The organism is Spongiactinospora rosea (genome assembly GCF_003315795.1).
In the GTDB taxonomy this organism is placed as follows: Bacteria; Actinomycetota; Actinomycetes; order Streptosporangiales; family Streptosporangiaceae; genus Spongiactinospora; species Spongiactinospora rosea.
This window is the reverse complement of the sequence record NZ_QMEY01000025.1, coordinates 56,247-71,001: the sequence shown is the minus strand read 5'-3', so window position 1 is coordinate 71,001 and position 14,755 is coordinate 56,247. Positions and strand designations below refer to the sequence as shown.

The window sequence follows — 14,755 nt, the reverse complement described above, 5'->3', positions numbered from 1 at the left end:
GGTCCGGCTGCTCCCCCTGTGGCCGCCGCCCACCTCAAGCTCGTGGATGCGCCTGCCGGTAGGCGCTCCGGAGCCGGTCGATGGACACATGGGTATAGATCTGGGTGGTGTTGAGCGAGGCGTGTCCCAGGATCTCCTGAACACTGCGGAGGTCCGCCCCGCCTTCCAGCAGGTGCGTGGCCGCCGTGTGCCGCAACCCGTGCGGGCCCATGTCGGGAGCGCCCTCCACCGCGGCCAGCCGGGCGTGCACGACCCGCCGTACCGTCCCGGGGTCGATCCGCCCGCCCCTGGCCCCGAGGAACAGCGCCGGCCCGCTCCGCTCCCGGATCCACAGCGGCCTGCCCTGCACGCACCAGGCGTCCATGGCCTGCATCGCCGGAGCCCCGAAGGGCACCGTACGCTCCCTGCCGCCCTTGCCGAGCACCCGCAACGTCCTGCGGTCACGATCGACATCGTCCACGTCGAGCGCGCACAGCTCACTGACCCGGATCCCGGTGCCGTAGAGCACTTCCATGATCGCCTGATCGCGCAGCCTCTTCGGCCCCTCCCCTTCGGGCCCGTCGAGCACCGCTCGCGCCTCATCCTGCCCCAGCACCGCCGGCAGCGTCCGTCCGGCCTTGGCCGTCCCCAGCAACAACCCCGGATCATCGGCCAGCCACCCCCGCCGATGGGCGAACGTCGAGAACACCCGCGCACACGCCGTCCGACGGGCCAGCGTCGCCCGCGCGAGCCCCGCCCGATGCTGCTCGGCGAGCCACGCCCGCAGCACGACGATGTCCAACCCCGCCAAGGTCCGCGCCCCCGTGGCTCGCAAATGCCCCAGCAACCCGCCCAGGTCGGTCAGATAGGCCCGCACCGTGTGCTCAGAAAGCCCACGCTCCAACCGCAGAAACCGCTCGAACTCCCCCGCCACCTCATCCAGCCCCGGAACACCCACCCCAGCCCCCTCTCCGAGCACACCGACCATCCCCTCTTACCCCGGCACCGAGGCGAAAGCATCGAACACCCGAAAGCGTGACGATCTCAAGCCCACCCCACCCCGCGCACGAACACCGCCGACTGCGACGTCCCGGCCGCGGAGGCAAGCTCGAAACCGTGCCCCTCCCTCCTGACCTCCACCGTCGCCGCCGGCCGGACCGCGTCGGCGATGCCACCATCGCAGGAGCGGCGGTGCGCGCGATCCCTATGGCCGCCCCGGTGAGAGGAATGCCGCCCCGGCCGGTGACGGAGGCGCCTGGTCAGTCGGTTTCGTCCAGGTCGGCTTCCGCATCGTCACCACGAAGCAGCTCGAAGAGCCGCTGCCGTTCCGGCTCGGGGATGCGTTCCGTGACGGCCTTACGGACCGCGTCCGGCGCGACGGCGGCGAGATCGCGCAGCAGCCGGGGCCGCATCGAGGCGCGTTGCTGCGTGGCCAGGAAGGCGAGATCATCCGCCCAGTCCGGATTAGCGTGGATCAGCGAGCGGGCGTTGGCCCAGAGCCACTTTGGATCGTGATCGATCAACGTGTGCGCGGTGTCGTCAGGGCCGATACCCGACAGCGCCAGTTCCTTGGCCAGGGCCAGCGCCGGCCGGTCGGCGGCTCGGCCGGTGTCCAGGAGACGGGTGTGCAGCAGGAGCATCGCGTCGTCGAGCAGCGACACGGACGGCGTGCCCGGCGCGGGAGTCTCCGCCAGCCAGTCCCGGCGTGAGATCACCATGGCGGTGATGCGTTCCGCGCCAGGAGCCTTCCGCTCGGTGATGAAGAAGTCGATGGCGCCCGAGACCAGGCGTGGATCGGTGGTGTACAAGAGCCCGGCGATCGCCGCGCTCAATGCCGCCCGTTCCCGGGAGAGCAGGCGGAACAGCCGGACCAGCCACGCCTGGCGGACGTCGATGCCGGGCGGGCGGAACGGCTCCTCCAGCATGGCGGCGGCGGCGACCGCGCCCCAGTCGGTCCCGGCGTCCAGCGGCACGCCGTCCAGGACCACCGGCAGCGTCAGGTTCGGATGACCGGCGCAGTACCAGCTCAGCCTTTCCGGGTAGAGGTCCTCCGGTTCACCGCCGACCCAGTAGGTCCAGGTCTCCAGGTGCTGCAGGCAGGCGCACCGGTAGCGGCGAACCGTGCGGCCCGGCGGTCCGTCCGACCGCACCGCCTCCCCGCAGTCCGGGCAGCGCAGGTTGTTGCAGCCGACCGCGGTGGCCCAGCCGACCTCGAAGGCTTCGGTCGGCAGCCAGTAGTCCGCCCCGACCAGTTGCGGGTGGGGGCGGCACCGCCTCGTCATGAGGCGCCGCCCTTCCTTGGTGCGGTCGCCTCGTCGGGGAACTTACCGTTGCCGTAGGTGCGCAACGTCGCTGTGTCGATCGGCTTGATGTTCCGGTACATCCTGCGCCCCTTGGTGTACGAGCAGCCGAACGGCTCCGCGGCGGCCAGTACCTCGACCAGCGAGTGGTGTCGCGCGCCGACCAGGAAGCCGATGGAGGCCAGCCTGGTGTCGTACCGGCCGGCCCGGAACGCCACCGCCACGTTCATCATCACGTTGGTGGTTCCGGACGGGCCGGCGGCGAGCGGGATGTCGAGCGCCTGCATCGCCCGCACCCAGTCCTGTGCCCTTCTGCCCAGCACCCTGTTCGTCGCGAACTCGCCGTCCTCCCTGATCCGCCACTCCTTGGACCCGGCCTCCCACTTCAGTGCGTGCAGGTCCGGGTCCCAATCCTCCTGGAGCGTCCGCTGCTGCGCCACCTCGCGCGGGCTCATCGGCAGGCCGAGCTCGTCGGCTCGCAGGCCGACCTCCCTGCTCTCGCTCGCGTCCCGCCTGATTCTCGTCCATGGCTGGAGCTCGACGTCGGATCCTCTCGGCACGGGGGCCATGGCACCCCGGACGCTGCGCCGTCCGGGCCTCCGCACGGCTCTCGCCAGGTTCCTCAGCCGGCCCAGGTCCAGGTCCGCCGCGATGACCCAGCCCTTCACATTGGCCCGGAACCGCTCCGGATCGACGAGATCGGCACCCAGCACGTTGCTGTAGAAGCTGATGATGTGGGTGAATCGCTCGGTCAGCGTGCCCTCGTCGAAGACCGCCATGACCGGCTTCATCAGCATCACCTGCCGCGCGGCCTCGTCCGCCTCCGCCTGCACGGCGGCGAGGTCGACCACCGAGCCGGCCCGGGTCGCCAGTTCGACGTTCGTGGCCGCGATCTTCTTGATCAGCGCGTGCAGCGCCGTGTTCGCATGCTCCCAGCTGCCCGTGGCCTTGATGAGGTACTTCTTCACCTTCGCGGCCATGCCCGCCAGCGCGGAGGTCGCCGCAGGGTGCACGGCCGCCTTCGCACCCAGCACCTCCTCGAACTTCTTCGCGTCCGCCCTGAAGTTCGGGTTGTCGCCGCCGTCGGCCTTCTTCGAGGTCGGCCCGGTCATCTCCGGGTTGATCACGCCGTAGACCGCCCATCGGCCGCTCTGTTCGACCGGCCGGAGCACGGACAGGCCGTACCGGATGCGGATCGCGGTCAGCAGGGGCTCGATCAGTGGGCGCCCGACCGCGTGCCCGCTCAGCCGGTTGACCGCGCGGACGCCGGCCGTGACCGCGGCCCGCAACCGCCTACGCTGGCCGTCCGGCGTGTTGTCCCGGCGACTTACCCGGTCCCCGGGGCGTCTCGGCCTTCCCGGCCGCTGCGGCCTGTCCGGTCTGCCCGGCCTGCGTGCCCTCGCCGGCCGGCCGCGGCGGGCCTTCAGTTTGGCCCACAGCTTCTTGACCAAACCGACGATCTTGTCGATGACCCGGTCGATGGCGCGGTTCACCGGGCGGGCGATCTTCTGGAAGACCTGTTTGACCTTGCCCGCGATGCCGCCGATGCCCAGCAATGCGGCCAGGGCTCCGATCAGGACCGGGATCGACCTGGCGAGGGCGCGTTCGACCAGGGCGGGGACGCCACCGGTGCCGCCCCGGGCGATGGCGATCACCGCGTCCAGGACCGCGTTGACGAATTCGATGATCTGGCGGGCGTTGGTGACGATGAAGCGGACGATGTCGATGATCATCTTGCAGGCGCGGATGAACGCCGACGCGGGGTTGAACAGCGAGACGATCCAGGTGATGCCCGCGATGATGATGGTGGGCAGCAGGAACGAGACCAGGTTGCCGATCAGTTCCTTCTTGAGGTCGCCGACCCTTGTCTTCAGGTCGTCCCACATGCCCATTACGCCTCGGCGTCTGACCTGTGCGACCAGTGGGACCGCGGTTTCCGCCGCCACCAGCGCCTGCTGGGGGACCCTGCGTGCCAGGCGGGCGCGGATGTTGGGCCAGGACAGGCCCAGGATCGTGGCGATCAGGGTGAGGATGCCGAGGATGTCGAACGTCGCGGGCAGTTGCAGGCCCATCGCCCCGCCGGTGCCCAGGAGCCATGCCAGCACGCCGCCCTGCAGGTGGCGGCCGGCGTTGCGCATGAACAGTTTCAGGCCGCCGCCGACGCCGGTGACCAGGTTGCCCAGGAAGCCGATCGGGTCCGCAAGGATCGCCCCGATCGCCGAGACGGCCTTGCGGAGGACGCCCATCAGCATGCGGCCCAGTTCGATGATGCTCTTGATGGCACCGCCGATCGCGTCGGCCGCCTTGGCCACCAGGCCCTTGTTCTTCTCCTTCTCCTTCGCGATCTCGTCGTCGACCGCCTTGACCGCGTCGGTGTACTTGGTGGCCAGAGTGTCGACCAGCTCGGTGCCCTTGTCGTTGACCGTGTCCTTCAGCTCGTCGAACTTGCCCTCGAACTCCGTCGCCGCCTCGCGGCCGATCGCCTTCAGGTCGGCCGGGAGCTTGTCGACCGCGGTCTTGAGTTCCTTGCGGCCCGCGGCGATGCGGTCCTTGGCGCGTTTCAGCTCGGCCTCTACCGTGTCGGCGATCTCGGTGATGATCTGGTCCATCGCCGCCAGGTAGTTGTCACGTGCGTGTTCGTAGATGCGGTTGGCTTCCTCCGGTAGGCCCGCGAAAAGATCCCTGGTCCACCGCGCCCAGCCGAGCGGGCCGCCGTAGCGCTCGTCCTTGTACCGCTCCATGCCCTCCTCGTGTTCGCGGGTGAAGCGGTCCCGCGCGCGCTTCTCCTTGGTGGTGAACTGGTCGTCGACCTTCTTGTCCAGGTCGGTAAGGATCTTCTCCACGTCGCACTTGGTCTGGTCGAAGACCTTCTGCAGGAGGTCGGTGACCTCTCTTCGTTTGTCCTCGTCGGTCCTCTTCGCGCCCTTCTTGCCGGTGCCCACCTGCTGGCCGGTGGTCACGCGGGTCGCGTGGATGCCTGCCATCGCGGCGGAGCCCTGTGCCGCGGCGGTGTTCTTGACCTGTTTGAGCTCGCCGGCCTCGTCGGCACGGAGTTTCTTCGGGGCGGCCTCCGAGTGGGCCTCCATCGTCTTCTTCTCTTTGACCGCCTTGTCGAACTGTGGTTCGCGGGAGTTCTTGAACGACAGCTGCCGTTCGGTGACCTGTGCGTCGGCCATCTGCCGGTCGACCTGGTCCGGGCCTGCCGACATGTCCGTCGCCGACGCGGGCAGCGTGTCCGGGGCCGCCTGGGCCGGGTTCGGGGTGCCCGGTTTGCCTGGCACCTTGTCGCCGGCCAGGGGCACGACCCGCTTGGCGTCCGGTGCCGGTTGCGGCTGTGCCGCGGTCGTTTCGGCGATCTCCTGCGCCGATGCGTCCTTGCCCTCGCCGACCTTGCCCTGGACCTCGGTCTTGACCTCTTCGGCCTTGCCCGACTCGCGGAACTTGTCCGCCTCGTCGAGGTTCTTCGGGGCCTTGTCGGCTATCGCCTTCTTGACCGCCTGGATGAACTTCTGCTTGTCGAACTCCTTCGGCCGGGCGGCGTCCATGTCCTCGGCGTGCGCCGCCTTGCCGCGGGCCTCCTGGTCGTCTGCCGGGGCTTCCGCGGCTTCCTGGGCCGCCCCGGCTTCCGCGACCGCCGGTGGGTGGGCGGCGCCGATCGTCTTCTTCTTGCGGTCGACGTCCTTGCGCAGCGCCTGGAACTTCGGGTCCGCGCCCGGTGAGCGCGGGCCGGCGCCCTTGTCCTTCTTCGCCCCCTTCTCCGGCCGTTCCTCGGGCGTCTTGTCCTTCGCCAGGTCCTGCTTGTCCGGGGCCGTGGCGGGCTGCGCACCGGTCTTCCGGGCGGCCGGCTTGGCGGGCGGGGGCTTCCTCGGTGCGGGTGGGCCAGGCGCGAGACCCGCGGGAGTGGGCACCGCTGTCGTGGGGGTGACGGGCGTGGCCGGGGCAAGCGCGGTGGCCTGGTTCGCGATGGCCTGGTTGCCCACCAGGTTCTGGCCGGCCACCATCATCTGGGCGGTCCACGCGGAGAGCCTGGGCTCGGCACCTCTCGCCAGGCCGCCCATCGTCGCGGTCACGGCCGCGTTGCCCAGCTGCGCACGGGCACAGACCACATCGGCCGTGCCCGAATCCATCGCACTGGGGGTCGCCGGCCGACTCAGCCGGACCGCGGGCGATGCGGCCAGGGCGGGCGGTCGCGGACCGCGGACCTTCACAGGTGGGGGCATCCGGCGCCTTCGCTGGTCAGCTTGGGGATACCAGGCGCCAACAGCATGCCATCCAGCCGGTCGCGGCACCGCCTTCCAGGCGTCGCCACAGCGTCACCGAACCACCGCGATCCAGGCCCCAGCAAACGTACGCCCTGCGGATCGCCGATTGGACGATACGGGAACCGGACACGGAAACCGGCACGGAAACCGGCACGGAAACCGGACACAAGTGCCGGACGGCGTGACGCCCGGCACGGAGGCGCCTCTGCTCGACGGTGCCCATCGTGTCCAGCCCGCATGGCTCATCAGAACAGTCGTTGGCCGATGCGCCACCCGTGGAGGCTTCGATCACCATGAGTGTGGAGGCCTGCTCGGTCGGCCGGTCGGCGGCGTCTGCGCAGGTCGTGCGCACGGTGCCGGTCACCGGGATGTCTACGGTGCTCGCGGTTCCGGGGGAAGACTCGGCCGGCACGACTGCGGCGAGGACGGTGACGCTGCTTTGCAGTGCTGGTCGACGAAGTCGGTCCGGCCGGTGCCTGCGCTGCTATGGCGGAGTGTGGTGTTGTGGGTGTGCATGGCGTCGGTGACGCAGGGCCGTACGCGATCGATCCATGCGGCAGGGTTCGGATCGGTCCACTCGATTGCCACGGCCCGCGGTGTGTCGATGCCCGGCTGATCGGCGGAGATGGTGGTCGGAGGGCTGGACAGCGGGAGTGCCGGAGGAGCACTCCGCGCGGTGCCGGTGGGCTGTAGGAGCGGAGTGGGCGCGGTTCCGGTAGTTGCGCTGCTGGTACAGGCGGCCGGCAGGGTCGAGGTGAGCGCAACGGCGATCAGGCCGTGCTGCCGGGTGGGGCGCGGATTCGTTACGGCCGAACGCGGCATCGGTGTGTACCTCCCACGATGTGGTTGACGGGTCAAATGACATCGCGCTCAAGGCGGGCTGATAGGCCGCACCCGCTTGGCCTCTCTGATCCGGATGGAACCAGACCCAAGGCCGTTGCTCGGCGACCGGAACGGGGACGCCCCTCAGGCTGATCACCACACGCCAGGCCGGACCGCCGCCCTACCACCGGACCACCTGGGCCGCTCGGCATGCCGGAAGCGGGTGGCATTCGGCGATCCGCATACCCGGGAACAGCGGGCGACGACCTCACCACCCGCCATCGCCACGCCGCCCGGGCGGGTCTGTGTTCCCGGCCGATCAGCGGCTCGCGCCGACGGCAGGTAGGAGCGAAACCGGCCCAAGCGCGCGTTGGCACTGAACTTTTTTCAAGCTCAAGTTCCCTGGTCAGCAAGATCCACCGGCTCCTGGGCTCGGTTTTTCCGTCAGCGGCGGTCGCGGAGGCGCCAGCCTTGGCGGCCGTGTTGGACGTAGCCGGCAGCGGCGAGGGCGCCGAGGCGGCTCAGGGCCGTCTGGATGTCGATGCCCGCCGCGACGGCGATGGTGGCGGGGCCCGCTCCTGGGCCTCGGGAGGGGATGGCGTCCAGGACCGCGCGAGCTTCGGGGCTGAGGCTGTCCAGGGGGATCACCGTGCCCTTGGGTTCCGGAGCGAGGTCGGCTCCGATCGCGCCGATGAGGTCGAGGACCTCGGCTGCGTTCGTGACGCACTGGGCCTTGCCCTGCCGTAGCAGTGCGTGGCACCCGGCCGAACTCTCGGAGGTGACCGGCCCGGGCACCGCGCCGATGTGGCGATGCAGGGCGAGGGCGTGGTTGACGGTGTTCAGTGCGCCACTGCGAACGGCGGCCTCCGCGACGACGGTGCCCCTGGACAGGGCGGCGATGAGCCGGTTGCGGATCAGGAAGCGGCTCCGCGTCGGGTGGGCCCCGGGCGGAGACTCGCTGATCAGGACCCCGCGTTCGCGTATGACGGCGAAGAGGTCGTGGTGGCCGGACGGATAGCAGTAGTCAGTGCCGCAGGCGAGGACCGCGACCGTGGGCGCCTCCGTGGTGAGGGCACCTCGGTGCGCCGCGCTGTCCACGCCGTACGCCCCGCCGGATACCACCGTCCAACCTTCCTGGCCCAGCTCGGCCCCCATCTCGGACGCGACGTGGACGCCGTACGGTGTCGCGGCGCGCGCGCCCACGATGGCGACCGAACGCAGACAGGAGAAGCGGAGGTCGGCCTCGCCTTCCACCCACAGCCCCGTCGGGCGGCCCGCTCCCAGATCATCGAGCTGGGACGGCCATTCGATGTCGCCGGGGACCACCAGTCTGGCCCCCCGTTCGCGACCCACGAGCAGGTCGCGTTCAGGGTCGGCCGCCAGCAGCCGTGTCCGCCACCCTGTCACCTTCGCCTGCAGGTCCCGCAGGGTACGGCCCCGATCGTGCGCCAGCCGGCGGCTGATCTCAGCGGTCAGCTCGCCTTCGCGGATCTGAGCCAGCGCCTCCACCGGCCCGCACACCTCGATGAGCCGCCCGAGCAACGGATCACCGGACTCCCCCGCCCGCATCAGCGCGGCCCTGGCCAACCTCGCTTCGTCCGAGGGCGGCACGGCAGCAGAAGACTCAGTCATTGGCCGACCCCGACCACAACGCCATGGCCACACCCGTCTCCTCAGCCCCCGGACGGCCCTTCCCGTCCAAGTCAGCGAGCATCCAAGCCACCGAACCTCCGAACTCACCCGCGCACATCAGCGCAGCCCCGGCCAACCCGGCCTCATCCGTCAGCGGCACAGCACCAGAGGACTCGGCCAACGCGAGCACCGCCCCCGTCTCCTCGACGCCCAGGCGATCCTTACCCGCCAGGTCCGCAGGCGTCCAAGGCACCGAACCTCCGGACTCACCCGCGCACATCAGCGCAGCCCCGGCCAACCTGACCTCATCCGTGAGCGGCACGGTGCCGAAAGGCGCGGTCATTGGCCGACCCCCAACCACAGCGCCAGGGCCGCGCTGGTCTCCTCGGCACCCGGGCGGTCCTTGCCCGCCAGGTCGGCGAGTGTCCAGGCGACTCGGGTCACTCGGTCGAGGCCGCGGGCGCTCAGGGAACCGTTGTCGATGCAGGCGGTGAGGGGGCGCATCGCCTCCTCGGGAGGCCGTAGGTCGCCGTGCAGGGCGCTGGCCGGGATCTCGGAGTTCGTTCGCCAGGGGGTACCGCTCAGGCGCTTGGCGGTGCGTTCGCGGGCCTGTAGGACCCGCTCGCGGACGACGCCGCTGGGTTCGGCGAAGCGGCGGTCGGCCATCAGTTCGCGCCGGGTGGAGCGGGCCACGGAGACCTTCACGTCGATCCGGTCGAGCAGTGGGCCGGAGAGACGTGCGAGGTAGCGTCGTTTCACCGTGGGGGTGCACTGGCAGGGCTCCGATGGGCTCGCCGGTTGGGCGCATGGGCAGGGGTTGGCCGCGAGGACCAGCATGAAACGGGCGGGGAAGGTGGTCGTGCCCGCGGCGCGGGAGACCGTGACCGTGCCGGACTCCAGCGGCTGGCGCAGGGAGTCGAGGACGGAGGTCGCGAACTCGGGCGCCTCGTCGAGGAACAGCACGCCGCGGTGGGCCATGGAGACCGCGCCGGGGCGTGGCACCGAGGTGCCGCCACCGACGACGGCGGCGACGGTCGCGGTGTGGTGCGGGCTGACGAACGGCGGGCCGGCGAGCAGCGGTTGCCCGGCCGGCAGCGCCCCCGCGATGGAGTGGATGGCGGTGACCTCAAGGGCCTGCTCGTACTCCAGCGGCGGAAGCAGCGTGGGCAGCCGCTCGGCCAGCATCGTCTTGCCCGTGCCCGGCGGCCCCAGCATCCAGAGGTTGTGACCGCCCGCGGCGCACACCTCAAGCGCCTTTCGCCCCATCGGCTGGCCCGCGACGTCTTTCAGGTCGGGGCCGGGGCGCTGGGGCGCCTGCGACGGCTCCGCGCGCTGCTGCGGGGAGGCGGGATCGTCGCACTGCGGCGGGCGGGCCGGGTCGCCCTCCCGCAGCCACTCCACGAGCTGGCGCAGGTGCTGGACCGGGATCACCCGTACGCCGGGGACGAGGCCCGCCTCGGCGGCGTTGCCCGCGGGAACGACCACACTGGCGGCCCCGGCCTCGGCCGCCGCGACGATCGAGGGGAGGATCCCCCTGACCACGCGGACCCGCCCGTCCAGCCCCAGCTCCCCAAGAAAGAACGGCTCGGCGATCCGCTCGCCCGGCACCACGCCGGCCGCGCCGAGCAGGCTCATCGCGATGGCCAAGTCGAACTGGCTGCCCCGTTTGGGGAGGCTCGCCGGGAACAGGCTGACCGTGACGCGGGTCTCGGGCCAGCCGTACCGGCTGTTGATGACCGCGGACCGGACACGGTCGCGGGCCTCGCTGAGCGCGGTGTCGAGCAGGCCGATCAGGTGGATGCCGGGCAGGCCGTTGGAGATGTCGGCCTCGATTTCGATCACATGGCCGGTGACGCCGATCAGGGCGACGCACCGGGTGCGGGCGACCGCCATCTAGGACACCCCCCGCTCGTGCTGGATGGCGTAGGCCCGCCCGAACCGCTCCAGGGCGACGACGTCGACGCGCACCGCGTCGAACCGCTCGCTCTGGCCCGCCAGCCATCGGCCCGCGAGTAACCGCAGGCGTAGCACCTTGAGCGGATTGACCGCCTCCAGCGCGGTGCCGTGTGTACGGCCCGACCGGGTCTTGACCTCCACCACGACCAGCGCCCGGCCGTCCCGGGCGACGATGTCGATCTCTCCTTCTCTGCAGCGCCAGTTGCGCGCCAGGACCTCCCAGCCACGCGCCTGCAGGAAATCGGCGGCGATCTGCTCGCCGTGCCTGCCCAACTCATCCTTGGCCGCCATGGCAACCACCTCCGGCGCCGAGCATCTCTCACCCGGGCCGGTCGGAAAGGCCGTGAACCACGTTCTGTGGATAACCCGGCACGCTACGTCGCCGGCCCCTGTGGACAACGACTCCCGCGCACGGTCCGCCGGGTAAGGGAAGGCTGCTTGAAGTCCCCCTGGGGCAGGGGAAAAGAACCTGGCCGGAGGCGGCCAGGAGATCAGGAGGGATCAGGGGTCAGGAGGAGAAGCCCTCCTTGGGCATTTCGAGGTCGGGCTTGGCGAGTTCTTCGACGTTGACGTCCTTGAAGGTGACGACACGGACGTTCTTCACGAACCTCGCCGGGCGGTACATGTCCCAGACCCAGGCGTCCTGCATCTTCACGTCGAAGAAGACGTCGCCGTTCTCGGCCGTGCGCACGTCCAGGTCGACCGAGTTGGTGAGGTAGAACCGCCGCTCGGTCTCCACGACGTAGGTGAACAGGCCCACGACGTCGCGGTACTCACGGTAGAGCTGCAGCTCCATCTCGGTCTCGTACTTTTCGAGATCTTCTGCGCTCATCCCGTCCTCCTGTCACGTGCCTCCCGGGCCGCCCCTTCAGACGACACCGGCCCCCACTTCATTCTCACCCATCTCGCTACCCAGCCCGGAACGCGCCACCGTGACGAAGGAGAAACGATGTTGCGGACAAGGGCCGTGGTTGGCGAGGGCAAGCCGGTGACCCGGGGTGACATACCCCTTGTGTACGGCGAAGCCGTATTCGGGATGTTGCTCGTCCAGTGCCGTCATGATGCGGTCCCTCGTCACCTTGGCCACGATCGAGGCGGCGGCCACGCAGGCCGCGACCTGGTCGCCCTTCCAGATGGCCAGGGCGGGGGCGGGCAGTCCCGGCACCGGGAAGCCGTCGGTGAGGATGTAGCCCGGGTCGAAGGACAGCCGGGCGACCGCGCGGCGCATGCCGGCGATGTTGCACTTGTGCAGGCCGCGCGTGTCGATCTCCTCCGGCGAGATGATCACCGTGGCGACGCCCTTGGCGGTGGCGAGGATGCGGTCGTACAGGCCCTCGCGTACCGCGGGCGACACCAGCTTGGAGTCGCACAGCCCGTCGATCTGCCTGCCGAGGACCACGGCGGCCACCACCAGCGGCCCCGCGCAGGCCCCCCGGCCCGCCTCGTCCACCCCGGCGATGGGGGTGAACCCCCGCCGCGCCAGCGCCCTCTCGTAGGCGTAGAGGCCCGAATCCCGCCGCACGACGCTCGGCCTCGGGCGGTACGCCGGCGCTGAGATGCGCGACACAACAGTCATGACAGCATCGAGGTTACGCGCACTGGATCACCGATTGCTATCGGACCCGGGCGAAAGTCTCGGGCCGCGACAGAATGGTCGCCCGGGAGAACGGCCATATGATCGCGAAGGCGCGCCCGATCACGTCGTCCTCGTCGACCGGCCCGTTGTACTCCTCGCGCGAGTCCGACGACGCCGTGCGGTGGTCGCCCATCACCCACAGCTTGCCCGCCGCCAGCTTGGTCTTGAACTTCCGCTTGGAGGGGTAGTCGTCGGGGTGGACGTAAATCTCGTCCAGCGGCACGCCGTTGACCGAGATGCGGCGCTTGGCGTCGCAGCACTCGACGGTGTCGCCGCCCACCGCGATCACCCGCTTGATCGTGTCGCTGCCGTCCCAGCCGCGGAACACGATGATGTCGCCGCGGTCGGCCGAGCCGTGCAGCTTGTTGACGATGACCCGGTCGCCGATCTGCAGGGTGTTCTGCATCGACTCCGAGGGGATCCAGAACTGCCCGATCACGAACGCCTGCAGCAGCAGCGCGATGACCACGCCGATGGCGATCAGGCCGACCGTCTCGCGCAGGCTCCCGCGCTTCTTGCCGGCCCGCTCGCCCTTCGGCCGCTTCTTCTCGTCCTCCGTCACGGTCATCGGCTGCCGGGGCGCCTTCGCAGCAGCCGGCGGCGCACCAGGACCAGGGGCACCGCTCCGGCGAAGCCGAGCACCAGCGGGGCCGCGCCGCCGACCGCGGCGGCTGCGTGCAGCGCGGGCTGGGCGAAGGTCTCCGGGATGGGCAGGGTCGCGGCGCGGGAGAACGGCCAGACGATGACGAAGGCACGGCCGACGACGTGGTCGGCGGGGATCGTGCCGCCGCCCGGGTCGCCCATGTGCGAACGCGAGTCGAGGGACACCGAACGGTGGTCGCCCATCACCCACAGCCTGCCGGGCTCGACGGTGACCTCGAAGTACTTCTGCGAGGGCACGTCGCCCGGATAGAGGTAGCCGTCCTCTTCGATGGGCGTGCCGTTGACCGTGATCCGGCCCTTGGAGTCGCAGCACTTCACCTTGTCACCGGGGACGCCGATGACGCGCTTGATGTAGTCCTTCTCGCCGGGGACCATGCCGAAGGCGGTACCGATCCAGCGGAAGAAGGCCGCGATGGGGTTGGACGGCTCCTCGAACTGCACCTCGCCGTCCCAGGAGTCGACCCCGGAGAACACCACGACGTCGCCGCGCTCGATGTCGCGGGTGTGGTAGACGAGCTTGTTGACCAGGACCCGGTCATTGGTGAGCAGGGTGTTCTCCATCGACTCCGACGGGATGTAGAACGCCTGAATCACGAACGTCTTGATGATGAATGCCAAGACGAGCGCCACGACTACCAGGACGGGCAGCTCGCGCCAGAACGAACCCTTTTTCTCTTTGCCGCGTTTTGCGGCCTTCTCGGTGTCTTCCGCGACCACGTGCACCTCGTCCTCGGCGGGGGTGTGCGCGGCCGCGCCAGACCCCGGGTCCTCGTTAGCCATTGGTGACGAGCCTAGATGATGCGCGGTGCCAGAGGGCGGGCAGACCGCCTCGGAAAACCCGCGCGTCGCCTTCCGCACGGGAGTCACAGCCGTTCACGGACACGTTTACCCCTTTACGTCCCGGGACCTGGGAATGTCTCCGGCTTTGCGAAACCGAATGGCCCGCGCCCACCGGGGCACGGGCCATATCGGACGACCGGCGGCGCGGGGTCGATGCGCGCCGGTCACTTGCCGGAGGGGGCCGCCTCACGCTTCTCGCGGATGCGGGCCGCCTTGCCGCGCAGGTCGCGCATGTAGTAGAGCTTGGCGCGGCGGACGTCGCCGCGGGTCACGAGCTGGATCTTCTCGATGACCGGGCTGTGCACCGGGAAGGTGCGCTCCACGCCGACGCTGTAGCTGACCTTGCGGACGGTGAAGGTCTCCCGCGCGCCACCGCCCTGGCGGCGCAGCACGAAGCCCTTGAAGACCTGGATGCGGGACCGGTTGCCCTCGACGACGCGGACGTGCACCTCCAGCGTGTCGCCCGGACGGAAGTCCGGGACGTCGGTGCGCATCGAGGCTTTCTCAAGCTCCTGGATCTGCGTGTGCATGGCTACGGTCCCTACATAGACGCGAGCGCGCGGAGGTCCGTCCGGCCGCGCGGTGAGGCGCGGCGTCGCGGCGGACACGCGTGCTGACTGGTTTGACGTGCGGTGTCGATGAGGCCGGCTTGGCGAGCCCGGCCA

The 14,755-nt window shown here is 70.2% G+C and carries 13 protein-coding genes; all 13 read right to left on the bottom strand.

Annotated elements, in window-relative coordinates:
* Positions 1 to 34 precede the first annotated feature (34 nt).
* Entirely contained in the window at positions 35 to 967 is a 933-nt protein-coding gene (locus tag DP939_RS36830; protein ID WP_113985455.1) for a tyrosine recombinase XerC, read from the bottom strand.
* 271 nt (positions 968 to 1,238) lie between these two features.
* The gene (locus DP939_RS36825; RefSeq protein WP_113985454.1) at positions 1,239 to 2,261 is read right to left on the bottom strand and encodes a hypothetical protein; all 1,023 of its coding nucleotides are present in this window, start codon (positions 2,259 to 2,261) and stop codon (positions 1,239 to 1,241) included.
* Positions 2,258 to 6,406 (bottom strand): HPC2 multi-domain protein, encoded by a 4,149-nt coding sequence (locus DP939_RS36820; protein WP_147268276.1) that lies wholly within the window; start codon positions 6,404 to 6,406, stop codon positions 2,258 to 2,260. Before DP939_RS36820 ends, DP939_RS36825 begins: the two co-directional genes overlap by 4 nt.
* Before the next feature lie 109 nt (positions 6,407 to 6,515).
* Entirely contained in the window at positions 6,516 to 6,905 is a 390-nt protein-coding gene (locus DP939_RS45650) for a hypothetical protein (RefSeq protein ID WP_147268275.1), read from the bottom strand.
* 902 nt (positions 6,906 to 7,807) lie between these two features.
* Positions 7,808 to 8,995 carry a DNA-processing protein DprA gene (gene dprA, locus DP939_RS36815; protein WP_113985452.1) on the bottom strand — a complete coding sequence of 396 codons (1,188 nt, stop codon included), beginning with the start codon at positions 8,993 to 8,995 and terminating at the stop codon, positions 7,808 to 7,810.
* Positions 8,988 to 9,338, bottom strand: a complete 351-nt coding sequence (locus tag DP939_RS36810; protein ID WP_113985451.1) for a hypothetical protein — start codon at positions 9,336 to 9,338, stop codon at positions 8,988 to 8,990. The genes dprA and DP939_RS36810 overlap by 8 nt, the downstream gene beginning before the upstream one ends.
* Positions 9,335 to 10,888, bottom strand: coding sequence for a YifB family Mg chelatase-like AAA ATPase (locus DP939_RS36805; RefSeq protein WP_113985450.1), 1,554 nt, complete (start codon positions 10,886 to 10,888; stop codon positions 9,335 to 9,337). Before DP939_RS36805 ends, DP939_RS36810 begins: the two co-directional genes overlap by 4 nt.
* Positions 10,889 to 11,242 (bottom strand): YraN family protein, encoded by a 354-nt coding sequence (locus DP939_RS36800; RefSeq protein WP_113985449.1) that lies wholly within the window; start codon positions 11,240 to 11,242, stop codon positions 10,889 to 10,891.
* 217 nt (positions 11,243 to 11,459) lie between these two features.
* Complete coding sequence (locus DP939_RS36795; RefSeq protein WP_030511723.1) at positions 11,460 to 11,783, bottom strand: DUF2469 domain-containing protein; 324 nt, start codon at positions 11,781 to 11,783, stop codon at positions 11,460 to 11,462.
* A gap of 36 nt (positions 11,784 to 11,819) precedes the next feature.
* On the bottom strand, positions 11,820 to 12,473 hold the full coding sequence (locus DP939_RS36790; protein WP_318656340.1) for a ribonuclease HII: 654 nt from the start codon (positions 12,471 to 12,473) through the stop codon (positions 11,820 to 11,822).
* A 91-nt stretch (positions 12,474 to 12,564) separates the two neighbouring features.
* Positions 12,565 to 13,155, bottom strand: a complete 591-nt coding sequence (gene lepB, locus DP939_RS36785; RefSeq protein ID WP_113985447.1) for a signal peptidase I — start codon at positions 13,153 to 13,155, stop codon at positions 12,565 to 12,567.
* On the bottom strand, positions 13,152 to 14,030 hold the full coding sequence (gene lepB, locus DP939_RS36780; protein ID WP_113985446.1) for a signal peptidase I: 879 nt from the start codon (positions 14,028 to 14,030) through the stop codon (positions 13,152 to 13,154). Before lepB (DP939_RS36780) ends, lepB (DP939_RS36785) begins: the two co-directional genes overlap by 4 nt.
* A 224-nt stretch (positions 14,031 to 14,254) precedes the next feature.
* Positions 14,255 to 14,620, bottom strand: coding sequence for a 50S ribosomal protein L19 (gene rplS / locus DP939_RS36775; protein ID WP_111165582.1), 366 nt, complete (start codon positions 14,618 to 14,620; stop codon positions 14,255 to 14,257).
* Positions 14,621 to 14,755 lie beyond the last annotated feature (135 nt).